At 66.5% G+C, this 25392-nt stretch carries 20 protein-coding genes; 5 read left to right on the forward strand and 15 right to left on the reverse strand.

Going from position 1 to position 25392, the window contains the following annotated elements:
• Window positions 1-47: 47 nt before the first annotated feature.
• Both ABE423_RS11810 and ABE423_RS11815 read right to left on the reverse strand, forming a co-directional pair.
• Window positions 48-1139 (reverse strand): homocysteine S-methyltransferase family protein, encoded by a 1092-nt coding sequence (locus ABE423_RS11810; RefSeq protein WP_219630851.1) that lies wholly within the window; start codon window positions 1137-1139, stop codon window positions 48-50.
• Window positions 1140-1152: 13 nt separating this feature from the next.
• On the reverse strand, window positions 1153-2082 hold the full coding sequence (locus tag ABE423_RS11815) for a metalloregulator ArsR/SmtB family transcription factor (protein WP_032127664.1): 930 nt from the start codon (window positions 2080-2082) through the stop codon (window positions 1153-1155).
• Between the two features lie 153 nt (window positions 2083-2235).
• Between ABE423_RS11815 and ABE423_RS11820 the strand changes: the two genes are divergently transcribed.
• Both ABE423_RS11820 and ABE423_RS11825 read left to right on the forward strand, forming a co-directional pair.
• A complete protein-coding gene (locus ABE423_RS11820; RefSeq protein ID WP_180837517.1) occupies window positions 2236-3384 on the forward strand; it encodes an acyl-CoA dehydrogenase family protein in 1149 nt (382 codons plus the stop codon).
• A gap of 155 nt (window positions 3385-3539) precedes the next feature.
• Entirely contained in the window at window positions 3540-3803 is a 264-nt protein-coding gene (locus ABE423_RS11825; RefSeq protein WP_080355173.1) for a hypothetical protein, read from the forward strand.
• A 139-nt stretch (window positions 3804-3942) separates the two neighbouring features.
• On the opposite strand, the gene ABE423_RS11830 is transcribed toward ABE423_RS11825, so the two are convergent.
• The 3 genes from ABE423_RS11830 to ABE423_RS11840 are packed head-to-tail and all read right to left on the reverse strand — an operon-like array spanning window position 3943 to window position 9056.
• Window positions 3943-7116, reverse strand: coding sequence for a multidrug efflux RND transporter permease subunit (locus ABE423_RS11830; protein ID WP_346486129.1), 3174 nt, complete (start codon window positions 7114-7116; stop codon window positions 3943-3945).
• Window positions 7117-7131: 15 nt separating this feature from the next.
• Complete coding sequence (locus ABE423_RS11835) at window positions 7132-8400, reverse strand: efflux RND transporter periplasmic adaptor subunit (protein ID WP_293792733.1); 1269 nt, start codon at window positions 8398-8400, stop codon at window positions 7132-7134.
• A complete protein-coding gene (locus ABE423_RS11840) occupies window positions 8400-9056 on the reverse strand; it encodes a TetR/AcrR family transcriptional regulator (protein ID WP_032127669.1) in 657 nt (218 codons plus the stop codon). Before ABE423_RS11840 ends, ABE423_RS11835 begins: the two co-directional genes overlap by 1 nt.
• A gap of 250 nt (window positions 9057-9306) precedes the next feature.
• Here ABE423_RS11840 and ABE423_RS11845 point away from each other — a divergent pair, with 250 nt between their 5' ends.
• The 3 genes from ABE423_RS11845 (at window position 9307) to ABE423_RS11855 (ending at window position 16432) form a co-directional block, all read left to right on the forward strand.
• On the forward strand, window positions 9307-14283 hold the full coding sequence (locus ABE423_RS11845) for an NAD-glutamate dehydrogenase domain-containing protein (protein ID WP_180837519.1): 4977 nt from the start codon (window positions 9307-9309) through the stop codon (window positions 14281-14283).
• A gap of 383 nt (window positions 14284-14666) precedes the next feature.
• Window positions 14667-15440, forward strand: coding sequence for an NAD kinase (locus tag ABE423_RS11850; protein WP_006376667.1), 774 nt, complete (start codon window positions 14667-14669; stop codon window positions 15438-15440).
• Between the two features lie 47 nt (window positions 15441-15487).
• Window positions 15488-16432, forward strand: coding sequence for a 5'-nucleotidase (locus ABE423_RS11855; protein ID WP_005417414.1), 945 nt, complete (start codon window positions 15488-15490; stop codon window positions 16430-16432).
• Window positions 16433-16567: 135 nt separating this feature from the next.
• Here the strand turns inward: ABE423_RS11855 and ABE423_RS11860 are convergent, their stop codons facing one another.
• From ABE423_RS11860 to ABE423_RS11905, 10 genes are all read right to left on the reverse strand, one after another.
• Window positions 16568-17119: a DUF2939 domain-containing protein gene (locus ABE423_RS11860; RefSeq protein ID WP_071227460.1), complete on the reverse strand. Its 552-nt coding sequence runs from the start codon at window positions 17117-17119 to the stop codon at window positions 16568-16570.
• A gap of 42 nt (window positions 17120-17161) precedes the next feature.
• Complete coding sequence (locus ABE423_RS11865) at window positions 17162-18142, reverse strand: aldo/keto reductase (protein WP_346486133.1); 981 nt, start codon at window positions 18140-18142, stop codon at window positions 17162-17164.
• Window positions 18142-18828, reverse strand: coding sequence for a DUF2461 domain-containing protein (locus ABE423_RS11870; protein WP_346486134.1), 687 nt, complete (start codon window positions 18826-18828; stop codon window positions 18142-18144). Before ABE423_RS11870 ends, ABE423_RS11865 begins: the two co-directional genes overlap by 1 nt.
• Window positions 18825-20264: an exodeoxyribonuclease I gene (gene sbcB / locus ABE423_RS11875; RefSeq protein WP_346486136.1), complete on the reverse strand. Its 1440-nt coding sequence runs from the start codon at window positions 20262-20264 to the stop codon at window positions 18825-18827. Before sbcB ends, ABE423_RS11870 begins: the two co-directional genes overlap by 4 nt.
• Window positions 20264-21631, reverse strand: coding sequence for an NAD(P)/FAD-dependent oxidoreductase (locus tag ABE423_RS11880; RefSeq protein WP_032127676.1), 1368 nt, complete (start codon window positions 21629-21631; stop codon window positions 20264-20266). The genes sbcB and ABE423_RS11880 overlap by 1 nt, the downstream gene beginning before the upstream one ends.
• 31 nt (window positions 21632-21662) lie before the next feature.
• Complete coding sequence (gene kynU, locus ABE423_RS11885) at window positions 21663-22937, reverse strand: kynureninase (RefSeq protein ID WP_032127677.1); 1275 nt, start codon at window positions 22935-22937, stop codon at window positions 21663-21665.
• 218 nt (window positions 22938-23155) lie between these two features.
• On the reverse strand, window positions 23156-23677 hold the full coding sequence (locus ABE423_RS11890; protein ID WP_032127723.1) for a 3-hydroxyanthranilate 3,4-dioxygenase: 522 nt from the start codon (window positions 23675-23677) through the stop codon (window positions 23156-23158).
• A gap of 19 nt (window positions 23678-23696) precedes the next feature.
• A complete protein-coding gene (gene can, locus ABE423_RS11895) occupies window positions 23697-24359 on the reverse strand; it encodes a carbonate dehydratase (protein WP_014037740.1) in 663 nt (220 codons plus the stop codon).
• Between the two features lie 72 nt (window positions 24360-24431).
• Window positions 24432-25070, reverse strand: coding sequence for an FMN-binding negative transcriptional regulator (locus ABE423_RS11900; protein WP_346486139.1), 639 nt, complete (start codon window positions 25068-25070; stop codon window positions 24432-24434).
• A gap of 7 nt (window positions 25071-25077) precedes the next feature.
• Window positions 25078-25392 (reverse strand): hypothetical protein, encoded by a 315-nt coding sequence (locus tag ABE423_RS11905; RefSeq protein WP_006453002.1) that lies wholly within the window; start codon window positions 25390-25392, stop codon window positions 25078-25080.

Below are 25392 nucleotides of genomic sequence, written 5' to 3' on the forward strand. Positions count from 1 at the left end.
GGCTCAACAGCAATAGGGCGGGAAGTGCGGAACGGTGGCGGCGACATTCATGCGGCCTGCTCCTGGACACCGGGCAGGGCGCGCGGCGGCAGCCCGGCCACGGCCTCGGCGATTGCGCGGATGTGGTCAGGGGTGGAGCCACAGCAGCCACCGACCAGGTTCAACAGGCCATCCTCGGCGAAACCGCGCAGGGTGCTGGCCATGTCCTCGGGCGTCTCGTCGTACTCGCCGAAGGCATTGGGCAGGCCTGCGTTGGGGTGCGCGCTGACGTAGCAGTCGGCGACCTGCGAAAGGGTTTCCACGTGCGGGCGCATCGCATCGGCACCCAGTGCGCAGTTCAGGCCGATCGACAATGGGCGCGCATGCGCGAGCGACGCGTGGAAGGCCTCGGCGGTCTGCCCGGACAGCGTGCGTCCCGAGGCATCAGTGATGGTGCCGGAGATCATCACCGGCAACCTTGCACCGCGTGCATCGAAGGCCTCCTCCAGTGCATACAGCGCGGCCTTGGCATTGAGCGTGTCGAAGATGGTCTCGACCATGATGGTGTCGGCGCCGCCGTCGATCAGGCCGTCAATGGCTTCGCGGTACGTGTCGCGAAGCTCGTCGAAGCTGGTGTTGCGGAAGCCCGGATCGTTGACATCGGGACTGATCGAGGCGGTGCGGCTGGTCGGGCCGATCACCCCGATCACGAAGCGTGGCTTGCCTGGTGTGGTTGCGGCTACCGTATCGCAGCAGGCGCGTGCCACCGCTGCGCCAGCCTTGTTCAGTTCGTACACCAGGTGTTCGAGGTGGTAGTCGGCCTGGCTGACCGACGTGGCGTTGAACGTGTTGGTCTCGACCAGATCCGCGCCCGCTTCCAGGTAGGCGGTATGGATCTCGGCGACGATCTGCGGCCGGGTCAGCAGCAGCAGATCGTTGTTACCCTTCAGGTCATGCCCTTCCTGCACGGCGTGGTCGCAAGCGGGGCCATGCACATGATCGTAGCCACCGGCGAAGCGCTCGCCGCGGTAGTCGTCTTCCTGCAGGCCATGGCGCTGGATCATGGTGCCCATCGCGCCGTCGATGATCAGGATCCGCTCGCGCAGGGCGTCGAGCAGGGCGTTGGCACGATCAGGATGCAACCAGGGCAGGGCAGGCATGGCGATCTCGGGCTCAGGGCTTGTTGGCGATCAGTGAAATCACTTCGAAGTGCGGCGGACGCTTTTCGCGGGTGACCGTCTCCAGGCTGGATACCTGCAGGCCGGCCTTGTCGACGAACCTGCGCAGCTCCTTGTCGCTGAAGCCGAGGTTGACGTGGCCGTAGGCCTCGACCGCCGCCTTGTGCTCGTGGCGGGCCAGGCTGCACAGCAGCAGGCGGCCGCCGGAGCGCAGCACGCGCGCGGCTTCGGTCACCGCCTGCGCCGGTTTGCTGGCGTAGGTCAGCGCATGCATCAGCACCACCAGGTCGAAGCTGCCGTCCTTGAACGGCAGCGCATGCATGTCGCCCTCGCGCACTTCCACATTGGGCAGGCGGCGCAGGCGCTCGCTGGCGGCGGCAACCACGCGCGCGCTGGTATCGATGCAGATGTAGCGCTTGGCATGCGGGGCCACCAGTTCGGCCAGCACGCCGTCACCAGAGGCGATGTCCAGCACGTCGCCGGTCTCCAGCAGCGGCAGCGCGGTGCGGGCGAGGGCTTCCCAGGTGCGCCCCGGGGAGTAGTGGCGTTCCATGTCGCCGGCCACGCTGTCGGCCCAGTTCTGGTCGGAGGCGCGGTGGGCCAGCACGGCAGCGACGCGTTCAGCGTCCTGGCGCAGCAGCGGGTCATCGCTTCCGTTGCTCAAGGCATGCCACAATGCACGCTGCGCCGGGTCCAGCTGGGCCTCGTCGAAGCGGTAATAGGCCGATACGCCCGCACGGCGGTCGCGGACCAGGCCGGCTTCCTTCAGGCGCGCCAGGTGGGTGGAGACGCGCGGCTGTGCCAGCCGGGTGATCGCCGACAGTTCGGCCACGGTCAGTTCCTCCTGCTCCAGCAGCGCCAGCAGGCGCACGCGGGTCGCATCGGCGAACACCTTCAGGCGGGTCGACCAGTCTTCAAGATCCATAAATATCTACCTATCGCGATATAGAGATATATTCGCTGAAAGGGCCCGTCGCGGTCAAGTCGCCAGCGTACGGAAACAGCCGGGCCCCGGTACAATCGGGGCACCTGGGCGCGCCGTATGTAGCCCATAACTTCATGTACCCGGGAGGGTGTTGTGGATTTCAGCTTTACCGAAGAGCAGTTGATGCTGCAGGACGTTGCGCGGCGCATCGCGCAGGAGAAGATCGCCCCGAGCGCGGAGCACCATGACCGTACCGGCGAGTTCCCGCTCGACAACATCCGCCTGCTGGGCGAGAACGGCCTGATGGGCATCGAAGTGCCGACCGAATACGGTGGCGCGGGCATGGACCCGGTGGCGTACGTGCTGGCGATGGTGGAGGTCGCCGCCGCCGACGCGGCCCATTCGACCATCATGTCGGTCAACAACTCGCTGTTCTGCAATGGCATCCTCACCCACGGTACCGAGCAGCAGAAGCAGACCTACGTGCGTGCCATCGCCGAGGGCGAGGCCATCGGCGCGTTTGCGCTGACCGAGCCGCAGTCCGGCTCCGACGCCACGGCCATGCGCTGCCGCGCGGTGAAGCAGGCAGACGGCACCTTTGTCATCAATGGCAAGAAGAGCTGGATCACCTCCGGCCCGGTGGCCAGGTACATCGTGCTGTTCGCGATGAGCGAGCCGGACAAGGGCGCACGCGGCATCACCGCCTTCCTCATCGACACCGACAAGGCCGGCTTCGGCCGCGGCAAGACCGAGCCGAAGCTGGGCATCCGCGCCTCGGCCACCTGCGAGATCGAGTTCAACGACTACGTGGCGCAGGCTGAAGACGTGCTGGGCCAGGAAGGCGAGGGCTTCAAGATCGCCATGAGCGTGCTCGATGCTGGCCGCATCGGTATCGCCTCGCAGGCCATCGGCATCGCCCGTGCCGCCTATGAAGCGACCCTGGAGTACGTGAAGGAGCGCAAGGCGTTCGGCGCGGCCATTGGTACCTTCCAGATGACCCAGGCCAAGATCGCCGACATGAAGTGCAAGCTGGACGCAGCGCTGCTGCTGACCCTGCGCGCGGCGTGGGTGAAGGGCCAGTGCAAGCGCTTCAGCACCGAAGCGGCGGTGGCCAAGCTGACGGCCTCGGAAGCGGCGATGTGGATCACCCATCAGGCCGTGCAGATTCATGGCGGCATGGGATACTCGAAGGAAATGCCGCTGGAGCGCTACTTCCGTGATGCCAAGATCACCGAGATCTACGAGGGCACCTCGGAAATCCAGCGCCTGGTGATCGCCCGCAACGAGACCGGGCTGCGCTGAGTTCGACCGGCCGCGCCGCTGCAACGGCGGCGCGGCCAGTAGATCCACGCCATGCGTGGATACACGGTCTTCTTGGCCGAGCGATACCCGATCTGGTCCAATGCAAGCCGGTTTTTACGCGGTCTGCAAAGATGATCTATCGAGGTTGGGGATTCATGACGCTGGTGACGCCGATTGCAGCCATCCTGCTGCTGGCGTACTTCTTTCCGCATGAAGGCTCCAGGGGCAACACGCCGCTGCCCCAGGTTCTGTTGGGTGCAGGCATCGGCGCAGCGGTGAACGTATTGCTGGGTTTGTGGCTCAACCGTGCGCCCCGGCAGAAGGGTATGGCTGCACCCCATCATTTCTTCTTTGTGCCGATGCAATGGGCTGCATTGGCTCTCGTGGTGGTGTGCGTGGTGGTTGCACTGCTGCGCTGAGACGCCGGCTTGGCATGCGCCAACCTTGGTTGGCATGGATCCAGCGGCGCCAACCAAGGTTGGCGACTACCGGCTTCATGGCACGAATGAAAAGGCCCCGGATCGCTCCGGGGCCTTTTCGTTTCAACTCACTACCGGATCAACGATCCGGACGATGCGCGGCTTCCGCGTCGCGCTGGCGCTCCATGAATTCCTTGGAGGACTCATCCAGCTTGTCACCCAGCATGCGGCGCACGACCACGAAGAACACCGGGATCATCAGCAGGCCGAGCAGGGTGGCGAACAGCATGCCGCCGATCACGCCGGTACCGATGGCGTGGCGGGAGTTGGCGCCGGCGCCGGTGGAGATCGCCATCGGAATCACGCCCATGATGAACGCGAACGAGGTCATCAGGATCGGTCGGAAACGCAGGCGTGCCGCCTCGATGGTGGCATCGCGCAGGGTCCTGCCTGCTGCGCGCTGCTCCACCGCGAACTCCACGATCAGGATCGCGTTCTTGGCGGCCAGGCCGATCACGGTGATCAGGCCGATCTTGAAGAACAGATCGTTCGGCAGGCCACGCAGCATCGACAGGCCGAGGGCGCCAAGCACGCCAAGCGGCACCACCAACAGCACCGCCACCGGGATCGACCAGCTTTCATACAACGCGGCCAGGCACAGGAACACCACCACGATCGACAGCACCAGCAGCAGCGTCGCCGCGTTGCCGGCCAGGATTTCCTGGTAGGACATGCCCGACCAGTCGTAGCCGAAGCCAGCCGGCAGATCGTCGTTGACGATGCCTTCCATGGTCTGCATCGCCTCACCCGAGCTGGTGCCCGGTGCCTGCGAGCCGACGATGTTGATCGCCGAGTAGCCGTTGTAGCGGCTCAGCGACGGCGGTGCCGACACCCATTCGGACTTGACCACCGTATTGAGCGGGATCATCGAACTGGTGCCATCGGCGTTCTTGGTCAGGCTGGAGGGGCTGTAGAAGCTCTTCAGCGATTCCTGGCCGGTGCGGTACGGACCATCGGCCTGCATGGTCACGCGCTTGATGCGGCCTTCGTAGAAGAAGTCGTTCACGTACACCGGGGCCAGCATCAGCTGGATGGTGCTGTACACGTCCGACACCGACATGCCCATCGACTGCGCCTGCACGCGGTCGACATGCAGCTGCAGCTGCGGGGCGTTTTCCAGGCCGTTCGGGCGTACGCCCACCAGATGGTCGGGCTTCTGCGCAGCCTGGCCAAGCAGGATGTTGCGCGCCTGGGTCAGCTGCTCGTAGCCGGCACCGCTGCGGTCCTGCAGCCACATGTCGAAGCCGCCGAACTGGCCGAGGCCCTGCACGGTGGGCAGGTTGACCACGAAGATCTGCGCTTCCTTGATGCCGTAGAACGCGCCGTTCATGTTCTGGATGAACTCGGGCGCGGTGAACTTGCGTTCCTCCCATGGCTTCAGGCGGATGAAGCCCATGCCGACGTTCTCGCCGGAACCGACGAAGCTGAAACCGGCCACCTGCAGCATGCCTTCATAGCCATCCTGCTTTTCCAGGATGCCACGCATCTGCGCGAACACTTCGTTGGTCTGGCCCTTGGTCGAGCCCGGCGGCAGCTGCACGATCGCCAGCGCATAGCCCTGGTCTTCTTCCGGCAGGAAGCTGCCCGGCATGCGGGTGAACAGGAAGCCGCACAGTGCGGTCAGCACCACGAACAGGATCATCCAGCGCGGTGCATGGCGCACCGCCGAAGTGATGTGCCCCACATAGGTATGGCTGATCTTGTCGTAGTACTTGTTGAAGGTGCGGTAGATGATGTTCGGGTTGTCGTTGTGCGTCGGCTTGAGGAAGGTCGCGCACAGCGCCGGGGTGAAGCCCAGAGCCAGGAACGCCGAGAACGCCATCGAGATGGCGATGGTCAGCGCGAACTGCTTGTAGATCTCACCGGCGGCGCCGCCCTGCAGGGCGGACGGGATGAACACCGCGGCCAGTACGACGGTGATCGCCACCACCGCGCCGGTGATCTGGGTCATCGCCTTCTGCGTGGCCGGCTTCGGCGCCAGGCCTTCCTCGGTCATGATGCGTTCGACGTTCTCGATCACCACGATCGCGTCATCGACCACGATGCCGATCGCCAGCACCATCGCGAACAGGGTCAGCTGGTTGATCGTGAAGCCGATCATCCACATGCCCAGGAAGGTGCCGAGCAGGGCCACCGGGATGACCAGGGTCGGGATCAGGGTGGCGCGGAAGTTCTGCAGGAAGATCAGCATCACCAGGAACACCAGGAACACTGCTTCAAACAGTGTCTTGACCACTTCCTGGATGGAGATCTTGACGAAGGTGGTGCTGTCGTACGGCGAGAACCAGGTCACCCCGGACGGGAAGCTGGGCTGCAGCTCGTCCATCTTGGCGCGCACCGCATCGGCCACGTTCAGGGCGTTGGCGCCCGGCAGCAGCTGGATGGCGAAGGCACCGGTCGGCTTGCCGTTGTACTGGGTGTCGAAACCGTAGTTGTTGGCACCGAAGGCAACGCGGGCGATGTCCTTCATCAGCACCCGCGAACCATCCGGATTTGCCCGCAGGATGATGTTCTCGAACTCCTGCGGCGAACTGAAGCGGCCTTCAGCCGAGACCGTGGCGGTGAAGTGCTGGCCTTCCGGCGACGGGTCCGAACCCAGCGCACCGGCGGCGAACTGCACGTTCTGCGCACGCACCGCGGCGAGCACCTGGCTGGCCGACAGGCCATAACCCTGCATCTTCTCCGGGTTGAGCCAGATGTTCATGGCGTACTCGGAACCGAACTGCTGGGTGCTGCCGACGCCGGGAATACGCGAGACCTGGTCGAGCACGCGCGAGCCGACGATGTCGTTCAGGGCGTCACGGTTGATGGCCGGCGTATCGGACTGCAGCGCGATCACCATCAGGAAGCCGGCGTTGGCCTTGGCCACCACCACGCCCTGCTGGGTCACTTCCGAAGGCAGGCGTGGCGTGGCCAGCGAGACCTTGTTCTGCACCTGCACCTGGGCGATGTCCGGATCGGTACCGGTCTCGAAGGTCAGGGTGATCTGCGCGCGGCCGTTGGAGGCGGACGATGAGCTGAAGTACAGCAGGTGATCGATACCGGTCAGCTGCTGCTCGATCACCTGGGTGACCGATTTCTCGGTGGTGTCCGCACTGGCGCCCGGGTAGGTCGCCGAGACGGTGACCTGCGGCGGGGCGATGTTGGGATAGGACTCCACGCCCAGGTTGAGGATCGCGATCACGCCGCTGAGCGAGATCAGGATCGCAACCACCCAGGCGAAGACTGGATGTTCGATGAAAAATTTAGGCATGACGGAAGGTTCCCGTTACTGCTTGTTCGAATCGTTGGCGGCCGGCTTGGCCGCATCGGCCTGCTCGGGCTTGGCCGCGTCGGCCGGTGCCTTGCCTGCGGCCGGTGCTGCGCCCGCCGGAGCGGCGCCGCCTGCGGCAGGCTTGCCGTTGGCGTCCTGCCCCGGGGTCCACGGCTTGGCCACCGCCGGCGCACCTTCCTTGACCTTCTGCACGCCGGCCACGATCACCTTGTCACCGGCGGCCAGGCCGTCGCTGACCAGCCAGTTGCCGTTCTGCGCGCCATCGGTCTTCACGTTCTTGCGCACCACCTTGCCGTCGGCACCGACCACCATCACGTAGCCGCCGGTGGTGTCGCGCAGCAGCGCCTGCTGCGGCACCAGGTAGGCGTTGTTGCGCTCGCCGAGGTTGGCCTGGAAGCTGACGAAGGCGCCGGGCAGCAGGATCTGCTGCGGGTTCGGCAGCAGCGCGCGCAGCGACACCGCGCCGGTGGCCGGGTCGACCGTGGTCGAAGAGAAGTCCAGCGTGCCCGGTTCGCTGTAGGTGCTGCCGTCGGCCAGCTTGACGTTGACCGTAGCCTTGCCGTCACCAGACAGCGCCAGCGCACCCTTGGCCTGCTGCGCGCGCAGCTGGGTCAACTCGTCCACGCTCAGCGAGAAGTTGACGTACAGCGGGTCGAGCTGGTCGACGGTGGTCAGCAGGGTCACATCGCCCTGGCCGACCAGCGCACCTTCGGTGACCTGCTGCTTGTTGGCCACGCCGCTGATCGGTGCGGTCACTTCGGTGTAGCCCAGGTTGATGCGCGAAGAGGTCACCGCCGCTTCGGCCTGCTTGACCGCGGCCAGCGCGGTGCGCTCGGCCGATTCGGCGTTGTCCAGGTCGGACTTGGAGACGAACTGCTGCGGCGCCAGCGAACGCGCGCGGTCGGCGGCGACCTTGGCGTTGGCGTAGGTGGCGCGGGCCGAGGCCAGCTGGGCCTCGGAGGCATTGAGCGAAGCACGCAGCGGCGCCGGGTCGATCAGGAACAGGGGCTGGCCCTGCTTGACCTGCGAGCCTTCCTGGTAGACGCGCTTGAGCAGTACGCCCGGCACGCGCGCGCGGACGTCGGCGCTGCGGAACGGCGACAGGCGGCCGACCAGCTCACGCTGCAGCGGCAGGGTCTGCGGCTTGGCGTCGATCACGCCCACCTCCGGCGGCGGGGGCGTCTGCTGTTCCGGCTTCTTGCAGGCAGCCAGCGCGACAGCAACGGCGCACGTCAGGGCAAGGGTGCGGAGTGGGGCGGTCATCAGGAGGAACTCCGGGGTTGGTTTGAAGACGGGGCCGCCGACGGCTGAGGCGCGAACGCGCGCAGGAAGCTGTCGACGGAGAACTCTGCCCAGCGCCGACGCAGCTGCGCGTCATCACGATGGGGGGTATGGAAACGCTGTTTGTCGAAATCCTGACCGGCGATCATGCTCAGCAGCAGTTCGGCCATGAAGTGCGGGTCGTCATGCCGGAGCTGGCCACGCATGCAAACGGTTTCAATCCATTCAGCAAGATGAAGCGTCAGCGCGCCGGCGCCATGCCGGTACAGCGTACGCGCCTCTTCGGGAAACTGGGCCGCGTCGGCGGCGATCAGCCGACAGGCCTGCCCTACGTGCGGTTGGTTGAAATGCTCCAGGAAGTCGGTGGCGAACTGGAGCAGGCTGGCACGCAGGTCGTCAGTGCGGAGTGCACGAACCATGGCTCCGGTAGCGTGGCCGACATGGCGCTGCATCACCCGGCGCAGCAGTTCCTGCTTGTTGCCGTAGCGCGAATACAGGGTCTGCTTGGAGCAGCCGGCATGCTGGGCCACAGCGTCCATGCTCATCTGCATGCCCTGCTGGGCCAACAGCTCGCGCACGGCATCGAACACGCGCTCATCGCGTGCGTCGAGGGCAACGGGGAGGTAGGCCGGGTTCACGCGGTGGACTATACCGTCCAGTTCAGGATTGTGGAATCGAATCGGCGTCGCCGCGTGTGTCTTCCGGTAACACGCTTTGCCGATCCTGTCGGCAGTGCTGAAGCGGGCGCCAGCACCATACCGGTGCGAACTGAATAGGCGTCTAAACCGCAGCAAACCCGAATCTGCTTATTCCGTCCTGCAGCAAGGCCTTTTCGTGCGGTAGGGCTACAATTTCATTTTCCCAACTGAGCAAGCGCATCGCTCTGCCATGAAACCGCAAAAAACCGCAGCCAAGACCGTGAAAAACAAGACCAAACCAGCAGAGTCGGAGGTCGCAGTGACCGCTGGTTTCTCCCTGGAGCCGGTGTACACGGCATTGCGCAAGCGTTACCCCGCGGCCGCACAGGCCGAAGCGGTGGCCTTCGCCACTGACTTCTACAAGCGCATGGAGTCGGACGAGTTCCCGCACCACAGCGCTGAAGAGTGGGCCGCTCTCGCGGCTGAGACGCTGGAATTCGCCCGTGCCCGCAAGGCCGGCAAGGCCAACGTCCGCGTGTTCAATCCGACCGCGAAGGCCAACGGTTGGGAATCGCCGCACACCGTGCTGCAGATCGTCAACGACGACATGCCGTTCCTGGTCGACACCGTCACCATGTCGCTGGCCGAACAGGGCGTGGGCGTCCACGTGCTGGGCCACCCGGTGCTGCGCTTCACCCGCGACAAGGCCGGCAAGCTGGTCAAGGTCGGCGAGGGTGATGCCGAGTCGGTGATGCTGCTGGAGATCGACCGCCAGCCGGCTGAAGCCATGGCGGCCATCGAGCAGGCCATCAGCAAGGCGCTGGACGAAGTGCGTGCGATCGTGCGCGACTGGCAGCCGATGAAGGACAAGGCACTGGCGCTGGCCGACGACCTGGGCAGCCGCCAGCTGCCGGTCGACGACGCGTCGCGCAAGGAAGCACAGGAATTCCTGCGCTGGGCCGCCGACAACCACTTCACCTTCTTCGGCTACCGCGAGTACCGCGTCGAGAAGCAGGGCAAGGAAGAGGTGCTGGCGCCGCTGAACGACACCGGCCTGGGCCTGATGCGCGGCAAGGACAAGTCCGCCGCCCGTCCGGTCAAGACCCTGGCCGCGCAGGGCCTGAACACCACGTCCGGGCTGAAGGACGCGCTGATCCTGACCAAGACCAATGCCCGTTCGCGCGTGCACCGCGCCGGCTACATGGACTACATCGGCGTGCTGGAATTCGACGCCAAGGGCAAGATCATCGGCGAGCAGCGCTTCCTCGGCCTGTTCACCTCCAGCGCCTACAACCGTCGCCCGTGGGAAATCCCGCTGGTGCGCCAGCGCCACGAGCACGTGATGAAGCAGTCGGGCCTGGCCTCGGCCAGCCACAGCGGCAAGGCCCTGCGCCACATCCTGGAAACCCTGCCGCGCGAAGAACTGTTCCAGTCCAGCGAGGACGAACTGTTCCGCACTGCCATGGGCGTGCTGGGCCTGCAGGAGCGCGTGCGCAGCCGCCTGTTCCTGCGCCGTGACAAGTACAGTCGTTTCATCTCCGCGCTGGTCTACCTGCCGCGTGAGCGCTTCAACACCGACGTGCGCCTGCGCATCGAAGCGATGCTGAAGGACGCGCTGCACGGCGAGTACGTGGACAGCTCGGTGGTGCTGGGCGAATCGCCGCTGGCCCAGGTGCACCTGATCGTGCGCCCGAAGCCGGGCGAAATGCTGGACGTCGATACCGCCGAACTGGAGCAGAAGCTGGCCCAGGTGCTGCGCAACTGGCAGGACGACCTGCGCGAAGCGCTGGTGACCCGCCATGGCGAAACCGAAGGCCTGCGCATCGCTGCCCGTATCGGCAAGGCACTGCCGGCCGGCTACATTGAAGACAACAGCACCGCCGTTGCCGCCAACGATGTCAGCCAGCTCGATGCCCTGACCGGCCCGGACGACCTGCGCCTGAGCCTGCAGGCCGTGCCGCGCGAAAGCGGCGATGGCCTGCGCCTGAAGCTGTATCGCCAGCTGGACGACATTCCGCTGTCGGACGCGCTGCCGATGATGGAAAACATGGGCCTGCGCGTGATCGCCGAGCGTCCGTACCGCCTGTCGGTCGACAACGCGCCGGTGTACGTGCAGGACTTCGAGGTCGAGTCGACCGCCGGCGCGATCGATGCCGCCAGCGTCGATGAAGCCTTCGGCGAGACCTTCGCCCGCGTCTGGCACGGCGATGCCGAGAACGACGGCTTCAACCGCCTGGTGCTGGCCGCTGGCCTGCACTGGCGCCAGGTCGCCATGCTGCGTGGCTACTGCAAGTACCTGCTGCAGACCGGCGTGCCGTTCTCGCAGGCCTACGTGGAAGGCACCTTCGCGCGCTACCCGCTGCTGGCCCGCCTGCTGGTCGAGCTGTTCGAAGCCCGCTTCGATCCGGCTACCGGCCAGGAGAGCAAGGACGATATCGCCGCCGGCCAGGCCCAGCTGAAGGCCCACTTCGATGTGCTGGCTGCTGGCGACGACGCCACCCTGAAGGTGCTCAAGACCGTGGTCGATGCCCGCAAGGGTGACCGCGACGCGCAGATGCAGGCCGCGCGCGATGCGCTGCTGAAGCTGATGGACCGCGTGTCCAGCCTGGACGAGGACCGCATCCTGCGCTCGTTCATGGGCGTGATCGACGCGACCCTGCGTACCAGCTACTACCAGACCGATGCCAACGGCCAGCACGGCCATGTCATCAGCTTCAAGTTCGATTCGGCGCTGGTGCCGGACCTGCCGAAGCCGCGCCCGTACCGCGAAATCTTCGTCTACGGCCCGCGCGTGGAAGGTACCCACCTGCGCTTCGGCGCGGTCGCCCGTGGTGGCCTGCGCTGGTCGGACCGTCGCGAAGACTTCCGTACCGAAGTGCTGGGCCTGGTCAAGGCGCAGATGGTCAAGAACACCGTCATCGTGCCGGTCGGCGCGAAGGGCGGCTTCTTCGCCAAGACCCCGCCGGTGAACGGCGACCGCGACGCGATCTTCGCTAACGGCGTGGCCTGCTACAAGCTGTTCATCCAGGGCCTGCTGGACATCACCGACAACATCGTCAACAACAAGATAGTGCCGCCGGTGGATGTCGTGCGCCACGATATGGACGATCCGTACCTGGTGGTGGCTGCCGACAAGGGCACCGCGACCTTCTCCGACATTGCCAACGGCCTGGCCATCGCGCACGGCTTCTGGATGGGCGATGCGTTCGCCTCTGGTGGTTCGGTGGGTTACGACCACAAGGGCATGGGCATCACCGCACGCGGTGCGTGGGAGTCGGTCAAGCGCCACTTCCGTGCGCTGGGCCGTGACAGCCAGAGCCAGGACTTCACCGCAGTCGGCGTCGGCGACATGTCCGGCGACGTGTTCGGCAACGGCATGCTGCTGTCGCGCCACATCCGCCTGGTCGCCGCGTTCGATCACCGCCACATCTTCCTGGACCCGAACCCGGATGCAGCCACCACGTTCGTCGAACGTGAGCGCCTGTTCACCGTGCCGCGTTCGAGCTGGGCGGACTACGATGCCAAGCTGATCAGCAAGGGTGGCGGCGTGTACCCGCGCAGCCTGAAGTCGATCGAGATCACCCCGCAGGTGCGTGAAGTGCTGGGCCTGGACGAGAACGTCAAGGCGCTGTCGCCGAACGACCTGATGAGCGCGATCCTGAAGGCACCGGTCGACCTGCTGTGGAACGGCGGCATCGGTACCTACGTCAAGGCCGCCAGCGAGCAGCACAGCGATGTCGGCGACCGCGCCAACAACGCGCTGCGCGTGAACGGTGGCGAGCTGCGCTGCAAGGTGGTGGGCGAGGGCGGCAACCTGGGCATGACCCAGCTGGGCCGCATCGAAGCTGCCCAGGCCGGCGTGCTGCTCAACACCGACTTCATCGACAACTCGGCCGGTGTCGACACCTCCGACCATGAAGTCAACATCAAGATCCTGCTCAACGATGTGGTGCGGGCCAAGAAGCTGACCGTCGAGCAGCGCAACAAGCTGCTGGCTTCGATGACCGATGAAGTCGCCGAGCTGGTGCTCAACGACAACTACCGCCAGAACCAGGCGCTGAGCCTGATGGAGCGGATGGCGGTCAAGCGCCTGGGTTCCAAGCAGCACTTCATCCGTACCCTGGAGCAGCAGGGCCTGCTTGATCGCCAGATCGAGTTCCTGCCGTCCGATGCCGAGCTGTCGCAGCGCAAGGCACGCGGCCAGGGCCTGACCCGTCCGGAGCTGTCGGTGCTGCTGTCCTACTCCAAGCTGGTGGCGTTCGCCCAGCTGCTGGATTCGGACATTCCGGAAGATCCGTACCTGTCCAAGGAGCTGCAGCGCTACTTCCCGACCCCGCTGCAGAAGAAGTACGCCGACGCAATGGAGCGTCACCGCCTGAAGCGCGAAATCATCGCCACGGCCGTGACCAACCAGACCATCAACCGCATGGGCGCCACCTTCCTGATGCGCATGCAGGAAGACACCGGTCGTTCCATCGCCGAGGTCGCCAAGGCCTACACCATCAGCCGTGAAACGCTGGATGCGCGCGCGCTGTGGGCACAGATCGATGCCCTCGACGGCAAGGTGCCGGAGTCGGTGCAGATCGATGCACTGGAAGTGATCTGGAAGCTGCAGCGCTCGTTCGTGCGCTGGCTGCTGTCGCGCCCGGGCGCGATGCCGGGCATCACCGAAGCGGTCAACCGCTACCAGGGTCCGTTCAACGACATCCGCGTTGCTTCGGGTGTGCTGCCGGATTCGCAGCGTCCGACCTACGAAGCCCTGGTGGCCGAGTGGAAGGAAAAGGGCCTGCCGTCCGCGCTGGCACAGCAGCTGGCCGAACTGCACTTCCTGGAGCCGGCGTTCGACATCATCGAACTGGCCCGTACCCGCAAGCTGAAGCCGGTGGACGTGTCCAAGGTCCACTTCCGCCTGGGCGATGCCCTGCAGCTGCCATGGCTGTTCGAGCAGGTCGACGCGCTGGAGGTCAATGGCCGTTGGCACGCCGTGGCACGTGGCGTGCTGCGTGACGAGCTGGCCGCCAACCACCGCAACCTGGCGGGCCAGGTGCTGGGCACCAAGGGTGGCAGTGCCGAAGCCAAGGTGGCGGCCTGGATGGGTCGCGACGACAACAGCCTGCGCTTCACCCTGGCGATGCTGGCCGAACTGGCCGAGCAGAAGACCCTGGACTACCCGACCGTCTCGGTCGCCGTCCAGCGCCTGGGCCAGCTGGCCGCGCATGGTGCGTAAGCGCATTCGCGCTGACGCCCCACGGTTTGCTCTGCAAACCGTGGGCCCCATGCCAACCATGCTCCCAGACCCCCGCGCCGGTGGCGCGCCCCCCGGACTCAGGGGGGGCTCCTGATCTGCAGCAGTTGGAGGAACGGCCCCGCGAAAGCGGGGCCGTTCTGTTTCTGCCTGTTTTTCTGCGATCACTGACCCGACGCCGGCCGTCGACCTGTCAGGTGGATGACCGGCATATCCGCCGGGACCGTGAGCGCCATGGATGGCGCGATCGAGCCCCCAGGGACGGGTTTACGGCGTGTCCCGGCGGATATGCCGGTCATCCGCCCCGCGCGGTCCACCCCCCGGCGCTCGGTTATGCTCTTCACCAGTCCCCCCCGGATCCACCGATGAGCGACACCCCCCGCATCGCTTTCCTGGCCAGCACCACCGAGCCCGCGCAGATGGCCCGCGCGGCCATGGTCTCGCGCTATGGCGATCACGCGCCGGAGCAGGCCGACGTTCTGTGCCCACTGGGCGGCGACGGCTTCATGCTGCAGACCCTGCATCGGCACGGGCACCTGGGCAAGCCGGTGTTCGGCATGAAACTGGGCACCGTCGGCTTCCTGATGAACCAGTACCGCGGCGACGACGACGTGCAGGCCCGCATTGCCCGTGCCGAACCGGCCAACCTGCGCCCGCTGGAAATGGTGGCGCTGACCGAGTCGGGCACCAGTACCGGTTCGCTGGCCTACAACGATGTGTCGCTGCTGCGCCAGACCCGGCAGGCGGCGCATATCGGCATCGACCTCAACGGCCAGGAACGTGTGGCCGAACTGATCGGAGACGGCGTGCTGGTGGCCACCCCGGCAGGCAGTACCGCCTACAACTATTCCGCGCACGGACCGGTGCTGCCGCTGGGCTCGCATACCATCGCGCTGACGCCGCTGGCCCCTTACCGGCCGCGACGCTGGCGCGGGGCGATCCTCAAGGCCGACACCGAGGTGCGTTTCCGCGTGCTTGATCCGTACAAGCGCCCGGTCAGCGTTACAGCGGATTCGCACGAGACCCGCGACGTGGTCGAGGTGACCATCCGCGAGTCGAAGGACCGCCGCGTGACCCTGCTGTTCGACCCGGAGCACAACCTGGAAGACCGGATCCTGAGCGAACAGTTCGTTTTTTGACGACAATAGGCGGCCGGCCCCGCCGACCGCTTGAAGGACCCCCACCGATGGGCGACAACTCCCCCCGTTTGCTGACCGTCGCGGTGACCTCGCGCGCCCTGTTCGACCTCGAGGAAAGCCATGCGCTGTTCGAGAGCGATGGCGTGGCGGCCTATGCCGAATTCCAGCGCCAGCACGAGGACGATATCCTCGGGCCCGGCGTGGCCTTCCCGGTGGTGCGCAAGTTGCTGGCGCTGAATCAGGGCGCCAGCCCGGAGAACCCGCGGGTCGAGGTGATCCTGCTGTCGCGCAATTCGGCCGATACCGGCCTGCGCATCTTCAATTCGATCCAGCACTACGGCCTGGGCATCATCCGCGCAACGTTCACCGCCGGCGAGCCGACCTGGCCGTACGTGAAGCCATTCGGCACCGACCTGTTCCTGTCGGCCAACCCCGAATCGGTGCGCAGCGCGCTGCGCCATGGCATCGCGGCGGCGACCATCCTGCCCAAGCCGCCGGGCGAGACCGCCGCTGCGGCGGCCGACCAGATCGATACCGGTCGCCCGGCCGGCCAGCTGCGCATCGCCTTTGACGGTGACGCCGTGATCTTCGGCGACGAGAGTGAGCGCATTTCGCGCGAGCAGGGCGTGGAAGCCTTTGGCCGCCACGAACGCGAGCGCGCCCGCGAGCCGCTCAGCGGCGGGCCGTTCCGTGGCTTCCTGTCGGCGCTGCACACGCTGCAGGAAGTGTTCCCGGCCGGAGACAGTGCACCAATCCGCACCGCACTGGTGACCGCGCGTTCGGCACCTGCGCACGAACGGGTGATCCGCACCCTGCGTGAGTGGGGTGTGCGCCTGGACGAAGCGCTGTTCCTCGGTGGCCGCCACAAGGGCCCGTTCCTGCAGGCGTTCGGCGCCGACATCTTCTTCGATGATTCGCAGCACAACATCGACAGCGCCCGAGAGCATGTAGCCGCCGGCCACGTGCCGCATGGCGTTGCCAACGAGGGGTGAAACCATGCCGGGTGGGTGCCAACCGTTGGTTGGCACTGCCATGCATCCATGCCCACCAAGGTGGGCACCTACCAGAGCGCCGTGCCCTGGTAGTCGCCAACCTTGGTTGGCATTGCCGTCAGGCCACGGGTCCCGTCAAGGGCTGCCCGACATCCCCAGCTGCAGGTCCACCACTTTCCAGCGCAGGCCCTGCGGTTCCAGCACCACCTTCATCGGCGGCTGGCCGGGGCCGCGATCGACATCGATCACGAAGCGGTCCAGCGCTTCGAAATGATGTTCGGCATGCTTCAGCGGCCGTGCGGGTTCGGTCGCGCCGAAGGCATCGCCGCCCTGCAGTTCATTGCGGCCGCGCTTCCACAGCACGTGACCCTGCAGCATCGCGCCGATCCCGGTCGGGGTCACCATGGTGTCCACCGCGGCACCACCAAGCTGGTCGCCCAGCCCGTACAGCAGGGCACCGAACGGGCTGGCCGCCACATCCGGGCCGGCTTGGCGCACCAGATAGTCATTGAGCTGCGCGCGCAGGCTGCTGCGCACGCGCGGGAAATCGACGTAACGCTCCAGGCGCGCGGTGTCGCGTTGCTCAATGGCCTTGGACAGGCCATTGACGGTCATGTACGGGCCGCCGAACCACCAGGCGGCCAAGGCCAGGACCAGCAGCCCAACGAGTGCGGTGAGTTTCTTCATGCCGCCCAGACTGCCGCAACCGCAGCAGCATGGGGTGAAGACTCAATGACTGGGAGATCCGCGGCCATCACCGAAGGCGTCCACCAGCTGCTGGCGTTCGGCTGCGGTCAGTGCCTCAAGCCGCGTCGCCAGTACTTCGTCCAGGCTGCCGGTGCGGGTGGTGCCCAGGATGCCACTGGCCACGCCGGGATGGCCCAGGGCGTAGGCAAACGCGGTCTGGGCCGGGCGCTGGCTGCGGATGGCGGCGAGTGCCTTCCGCATGTTGCGTGCGCTGTGCATCAGTGTGCGGCTGCTCGGTTTGAGCCAGGCCCTGGCCAGGTACCAGGCATCCGCCGGTCGTGGCAGGCGCGGGCGTGGTGGCAGCAGATGGCCCTGCGCCAGCACGGTGCCGGCCAGTACGCCGATGCCCACCGCGTGCAACTGGTCGATGAGGGGTTCACGGTCCTGCTGCAGGGCGTTGTAGTCCAGAAGCACCACGTCGAACAGCGTGGGATGGTCGATCATCCAGCGCAGGGTCGATGCCGTGTGCGTATTGATGCCGGTGTGCCGGATCAGCCCGCGTTCGCGCAGGCGTTGCAGCGCGGCCAGCAGGTCATCGTTGATGTCGTGCTGGCTGGCACCGTGCAGCTGGTAGATATCCAGGTAATCCAGGCCGAGGTTGCGCAGCGAGGCCTCGCAGCTGGCAGTGATGGCTGCCGGCGAGAAATTGCGTTGCTCGGCGCCGCTGACGCCGGCCTGGCCGGTCAGCGTGCCGCCCTTGCTGGAAATCACCAGCGACTCGCGCGGGTATCGCTTCAGCAACGGGCGCAGGATGCGGCCCAGTCGCGGCTCGGCGTGGAAACCGGAATAGTTGTGGCCGGTGTCCAACAGGTTCACGCCCTGTGCCAGTGCCTGCTCGACCACGTGCGCGGCCGACTGTTCCGGGAAGCGGCGATGCCCCCAGAAGCCGGAGCAGCCAAGGCCCACCGGCGAAACCGCCAGGCCGGTGCGGCCCAGCGTGCGGCGTTGCTGTGCCAACGGCATCAGAATTCCAGGTCCAGCGCCGCGCACAGGTAGTCGACGAACGGGCCGAGCGCGGCCAGGTCCTTGCCCAGCGTGGACAGCAGGCGCGGGCTGGTCATGGTGGCGTCGTCCAGCGAGCGCCACATCACCCAGTTGCGGTGCTTGAGGTCGTCGATGAATTCGAAGTCGGCCGGGAAGCCGCGCGGCGGACGCACCAGCTTCTCGCTCTCTTCGAAGTCGAAGCGCTTGCGCAGGGCCGGTGCATGCGCTGCGGCCTTCCAGCTGCCCGGGTTGTCGAGGATGAAGTGGCGCACGCGGCGCTGGGTCTCCGGTTCCGGATGCCACAGGCCGGCACCGACGAAGCTCTCGCCCGGCTGCAGGTGCACGTAGAACGAGGGCGCGGCCACCTCGCGGCGGCGCTCATGGAACAGGCGTGCACCCTGCCAGGTCTTGTACGGGGATTTGTCGTTGGAGAAGCGCGCGTCGCGATGGATGCGGAACAGCGAGCCGCCGACGCCGCGGGTATCGGCGCGGAAGTGGTCGCTGACCTCGGCCAGCGCCGGCTGCAGGTCACCCAGCAGGCGCAGGAATGGCTGCCGCACGTGGTCTTCATACTGCTGGCGGTGGTCGTTGAACCACGCCTTGTCGTTATGCCGCGCCAGGCTGCGCAGGAACTTGAAGCTGGCGTCCGAGAAATAGGTACTCACAAGGTCTCCTGCAGGTGCTGGCCCCAGTCGCGCAGCGATTGCAGCAGGGCCTGGCGCCGCGCGTCGTCGGGCGCTTCAGCGGCCAGTGCATCGAGCTGCTGCTGGTACTGGGGCAGGTTGAGTTCGCCCAGCCCGCCATCTCCGAGCAGGCGCTGGCGGCGGTAATCCTGCCAGCGCTGGCGTTCAGCCGGCGCGAGGCTGTCGGGATGATTGCGCGCGCGGTAGCGGAACAGCAGCTCCGGCAGGCGCGGGTCGCGGAAACGGCCTTCCAGCGCGGCCAGCTGCTCCGGCGCGGTGGTGCGTGCCAGTGCAAGCAGCGGCTTGTCGCCATTGCCGAGGAAGCCGTCGTACAGCGAGCCATCGACGTCGGCCACGATGGCGGCGCGGGGCTGGTTGTAGACCTGCCGGGCCTTCTCGGCCAGCTGTGGGGCGAACGCGCGCAGCCGTTCCACCTTGGCCTCGATCGCAGCCACGTCCAGGCCGAGGCGCGCGTGGTCATCGGCACGCAGGTGGTTCCAGGCGATCAGCGCCGGCACCTTGTTCAGATGTACTTCCTTCAGCGGCACCCGCGCCACGCCTTCGGGCAGCTCGCTGGCGCGCATGTACAGGCGCTGCGCGATCACCTCGGCCGGCAGTTCCAGCAGGTCGTCGATCTCGCCTTCCAGGTCGAACACGATCACCCGGTTGTTGATGGTCGGGTGCGCGGCCAGCGGCAGCACCGGGGCTGCGCACAGGCGACTGGCCGGGTAGCGCATGGAAATGTGCAGTACCGGCTTCATCGCGGCCACGTCCAGCAGGCTGCCGACGAAGCGCTTGTCACGCAGCTTCAGTGCGTAGTCCCACAGGCGTGGCTGCGACTGCTTGAACAGCCGCGCCATGCCGATGGTGGCGCGCACGTCGGACAGCGCTTCGTGCGCATCGCCTTCGCGCACGTTGTTGGCTTCGGCCAGGTGTTCGAGCTTGAACGAGGTGGCGCCGTCCTCGCGTAGCGGCCACTGGATACCCTCCGGGCGCATCGCGCGCATCAGCCGCAGCATGTCCAGCAGGTCCCAGCGCGAATTGCCGTTGCGCCACTCGCGTTCGTATGGGTCGTGGAAGTTGCGGAACAGCCCGTAGCGTACGAACTCATCGTCGAAGCGCAGCGTGTTGTAGCCCAGCGCACAGGTGCCGGGGCGCGACAGCTGCTCGTTGATGCGATCGAAGGCTTCGGCCTCGCTGATGCCCTCGGCCAGTGCCTGCTGCGGGGTGATGCCGGTGACCAGGGTGGCCATCGGTGAGGGCAGCAGGTCATCGGCCGGGCGCACGAAGAAGCTGACCGGGGTGTCGATTTCGTTGAGGTCGGCGTCGGTGCGGATGGCGGCGTACTGCGAGATGCGCGTGCGCCGCGGGTCCTGGCCGAAGGTTTCCAGGTCGTAGAACAGGAAGCTGTCAGCCATCAGTGCGCGCCCTCCAGGACCGGCAGCTGGGCGTGGATCTGTGCTTCCAGTGCGGTCCAGTCGATGTTGTCCAGTGAATCGTGACCGGCGGTGGCGGCCACCAGCATGTCGCGCTGCAGTTCGGTGCGGCGCAGCGCCTCGGCGTACGGCGTGTGCAGGAAAGTGACCATCGTGTAGTGCGGTACGAAGCGGGTCGGCCAGCGCCGCTGCAGTTCCTGTTCCAGCTCGCGCTGCAGCAGGAAGGCGGGATCGGCCACGCGGTCGCGCATCTCCAGGTAGTTCTCCAGCGCCATCTGCTGGATTGCGCGCGCATTTGGCTTGCGCTCGGCTTCGAACGCGGCGAACGCGCCTTCCAGATCATCGGCCTCCATCAGGTGACGGGCCAGCGCAACGCAGTCCTCGAACGCGCAGTTCATACCCTGGCCATGGAACGGCACCATCGCATGCGCGGCGTCGCCGATCAGCACGGCGCGGCCCTGCTGGTGCCAGCGTTCCAGAGTGAGCGTGCCAAGCAGGCCCGGCGGATGCTGCTCCCAGTCCGCGCGCAGGTTCGGGATCAACGGCAGGGTGTCGGCGAACTCGCGCGCGAACAGCGCCTCGGCCTGTGCGCCGGTGTTGACCGTGGCGAAGCTGGGGTCGCCCTGGTTGGGCAGGAACAGAGTGACGGTGAAGGTGCCTTCATGGTTGGGCAGGGCGATGCACATGTAGTGGCCGCGCGGCCAGATGTGCAGTGCATTGCGCTCGATGCGGAAGCTGCCATCGGCAGCCGGCGGGATCTCCAGCTCCTTGTAGGAGTGGTCGAGGAAGGCGATGTCCTCACCCAGCGGCGCGCGCCGGTTCATCGCCGCACGCAGTGCCGAACCGGCACCGTCGGCACCGATCAGGGTGTCGAAACGGATGTCGTGCGGGCTGTCGTCACGGTCATCGATGAAGCGTGCGTAACCCGCATCGAAATCGACGGTGTGCAGGCGGCGATGGAAGTGCACGGTGGCGCCGGCCTGTTCGGCCAGCTCCAGCAGCGTGGTGTTCAGGTCGCTGCGGTGGATCGACCAGATCACTTCGCTGTCGTCGCGGCCATAGCGCTGCAGCTGCGGTTCGCCCTCGCGCGGGTGCACCATGCGCCCGCGCATCATCACCGCGCGCGCCATCACCTCGTCTTCCACGCCCGCCTGACGCAGTGCGTTGCGCCCACGCTCGGCCAACGCCAAGTTGATCGAGCGGCCGCTCTCGTAGTCGGCCACGCGTGGATCGCCGCGGCGTTCGTACAAGGTGATGCGCCAGCCCTGGCGTGACAGCAGGATGGCCAGCAGGGACCCGGCAAGGCCGGCACCGATAATGCTCAACGAGCGGGAAGCGTGTGCGATCAACGAACTGTCCAGCAGTAGGGGAGGGGCCGGCTTAGAGGCCGGCCCAGGCTTCCACTTCCTCGACGAAGTGGTGCACGTCCAGGTAGCGGTTGTAGAGCGGCGTGGGCGAGATGCGGATCACGTCGGGTTCGCGCCAGTCGCCGAGCACGCCGATGCCGCGCAGATGCTCGAACAGCGCACGGCCGCGCTCGCGGCCACCGATCACGCGCAGCGACAACTGGCAGCCACGGCGCTGCGGCTCGGCCGGGGTGATGATGTCCAGCACGCCGGACAGGCGCGCACGGACCAGTGCTTCGAGCATGCCGGTCAGTGCCAGCGACTTGCTGCGCAGCGCCTCCATGCCGGCGCGCTCGAACAGGTCCAGCGAGGCGCGCAGCGGCGCCAGGCCGAGGATTGGCGGATTGCTCAGCTGCCAGCCTTCGGCACCGATGGCCGGCGTGAACTGCGGTGCCATCTGGAAGCGGGTGGATTCCTCATGGCCCCACCAGCCGGCAAAGCGCGGCAGGCTGGTGTCGCGGTGATGGCGCTCGTGGACGAAGGCGCCGGCAACCGCGCCCGGGCCGCTGTTGAGGTACTTGTAGTGGCACCACACGGCGAAATCAGGGGCCACGTCATGCAGGCGCAGCGGCAGGTTGCCGACCGAGTGTGCCAGGTCGAAGCCGATACGCGCGCCCTGCAGGCGTGCGGCGCGGGTGATCGCATCGAGGTCGAAGGCCTGGCCGGTGCGGTACTGCACGCCGGGCCACAGCACCAGCGCCAGGCGTGAACCGTGCTCGGCGATGGCATGCTCGATCGCGGTCAGTGAAATCGTGCCGTTGGCCTCGTCCGGCTGCACTTCCACCAGGCACTCGGCCGGGTCGAAACCATGGAAGCGGATCTGTGCTTCCACCGCGTGGCGATCGGTCGGGAATGCGCCGGCTTCCATCAGGATCACCGGGCGCTCGGCCGTGGGCCGGTAGAAGCTGACCATCATCAGGTGCAGGTTCACGCTCAGCGTGTTCATTGCAACCACCTCGCTGGGCAGCGCACCGACCACGCGGGCCAGCTGCGCGCTCACCAGGCGGTGGTAGGACAGCCACTGCGTCGGGCCGGTGAAGTGGCCTTCCACCGCCAGCTCACCCCACTGCTTCATCACTTCCTGCACGGCCGCCTGCGCGCCACGCGGCTGCAGGCCCAGCGAGTTGCCGACGAAGTAGGTCTGCTCGCCGCCGCCATGGCGCGGAATCAGGAATTCATTGCGCAGCGGGCGCAGCGGATCGGCGGCGTCCAGGGCAATGGCGTGGGTGCGGCTGAGCAGGTCGGACATGGTCGGGCAACAGGCTGCAACGGGACCGCCAGTGTAGCGCCTGGGGCATGGCCCGGTAGCTGCCAACCCAACGCCAGCGCCGCATGACCCGGTTGTCGCCAACCTTGGTTGGCGCACGTACAAGCAAGCGCCCACCAAGGTGGGCATCTACAAGGTGGGCATCTACCAGAGCGGGGGCGAGCATGCGCCCACCAGGGTGGGCGACTACCGTTCGAGGCTCAGCCGACCGCTGGCGCCGGCAGCGGGTCCACGTGCCCGCACTCGCTGCAGGTACGCAGTTCCAGGCTGGCGTGGTAACGCGCGAATACCTTGGGCAGGTCGGTTTCGATGTTCTGCAGCGGGAAATACTCTTCGTGCAGCTTGTGGTTGCAGCGTTCGCAATGCCAGATCACGCCGTCCATCTCGTGCGGCAGGCGCTTGCGCTCGACCACCAGACCGATACCACCGGGCGGGCGCCGCGGCGAGTGCGGAACCTTTGCCGGCAGCAGGAAGATCTCGCCGGCGCGGATCGGAATGTCGCGCACTGCGCCGTCTTCCTGCACCTTCAGCACCATCTCGCCTTCGAGCTGGTAGAACCACTCGGGGCCTTCGTCGTAGTGGAAGTCGGTACGCGAGTTCGGCCCGCCCACCACCATCACGATGAAGTCTCCGTTGTCGATCATCTTGTTGCCCACCGGCGGCTTCAGCAGGTGGCGGTTTTCTTCGATCCAGGCGTGCAGGTTGATCGGCGAAGCGAGCATGGTGGTCATCCGTAAGGGATCAGTCGCGCTTGCCCTTGCGCGGGACGTAGGACAGGGCCTTTTCGTAGGCCGGCTGCAGTTCTTCCTGCGAACCGACGTCGATGCCCATCTCGCGCACGCGTCCGTCCTTCAGGCTGTAGACCCAGCCGTGCACCATCAGCTTCTGGCCGCGGGCCCAGGCGTCCTGCACGATGGTCGAGCGGCACAGATTGGCCACCTGCTCGATCACGTTCAGTTCGCACAGGCGTGCGTGCTTTAGCTCGTCGGTCTCGATCGCATCGAGGATGCCGGTGTGCTTCTGCATCACGTCGCCAACGTGGCGCAGCCAGTTGTCGGCCAGGCCGACGCGGGTGTTGTGCAGGCAGGCATGCACGCCGCCGCAGCCGTAGTGGCCGACGATCAGGATGTGCTTCACCTTCAGCTGGTCTACCGCGTACTGCACCACGCTCAGGCAGTTCAGATCGGTGTGGGCGACCACGTTGGCGACGTTGCGGTGCACGAACACTTCACCCGGGGCCATGCCGATGATCTGGTTGGCCGGCACGCGCGAATCGGAACAGCCGATCCACAGGTATTCGGGGTGCTGCTGCTTGGCGAGCTGGTGGAAGAACTCGGGGTCTTCCTTCTCGATGCGGTCGGCCCAGTCGCGGTTGTTCTGCAGCAGTTTGTGGATGTCTTTCATGTATGGGTCCCTGGCGTCGGGTGGGGGCTCGCCGCAGCCGCCCGGCTGCGTCGTCGCGGGAATCTGGGGCGTTCAGTCGCTGCGGGCGGCCTGTTCGCGGTGCCAGCGCATCCACTGCGCCAACTCGGTGGAAGCGGGGGTGCCCAGCTGTTCCAGTTCGGTGATCACCGCGCGCTGGTTCGCATCGGGATGGTTCTGGCTCAGCTTGAGCTTCAGCTGCACCTGTTCGACCTGGAAACGGAAGCCGACGATGGCGCGCAGCTCCGGGCCATGTTCGGCACGCGTGGCATCGAACTGCCAGGCCTGGCCGACACTCGCTTCGAAGCGGTCGCTGATCCCGCCGACCAGTTCGGCCAGCGCCTCGGTATCGTCGAAGGTCTGCAGCTGGCCACGCAGCTCGGCAGCGGCGTAGTTCCAGGTGGGTACCCGCGCAGCGGGTTCCTTGTCCGGATACCAGCTGGCCGAGACGTAGCCATGCGGACCATCGATCAGTACCTTGGCCGCGCCGCGGTGGCGCGACTGCGGGTTGGCGCGCGCCCAGTGGCCGCGCAGTTCGATCTGGTCGCCGTCACGCCGGTACAGCACCGGCATCCGGGTCAGCTCCGGCAGGCCATCGCTGCCGGGCGTAAGCACGGTAACGAACGGGTCGCGCGCCAGCAGGCGGTCCAGCCAGAGCAGGTCGGTCTCGGCGAAGGCGCGCGGGGTGAACATGCAGGGGTCAGGCGCGCCCGCCCAGCGACTGGATCATGCGGCCGCGCAGGCCCTCATCGCTGTCGGCCTGCGGCGGCTGCACTTCGTGCAGACTGAAGCCGCGCACCAGCGCGTCTTCCTCGTCCAGGCCGTCGTACTCGACGAATTCGGCGTCGAACAGCTGCGAACGCGCGGTGTCTTCGCTGTCATAGCTCAGCGTGTTGCCATCGCTGTCGAGCACTTCGGCGGTGCCGGCCGGGCGCACGCGCAGGCGCGCCCAGATCAGGGTGTTGCCGAGGCTGGCCAGCCACCAGCTGTCGCGCGAGGCGGTGATGTCATTCAT

This window comes from Stenotrophomonas sp. TWI1409 (assembly GCF_039673015.1).
GTDB lineage: Bacteria > Pseudomonadota > Gammaproteobacteria > Xanthomonadales > Xanthomonadaceae > Stenotrophomonas > Stenotrophomonas maltophilia_A.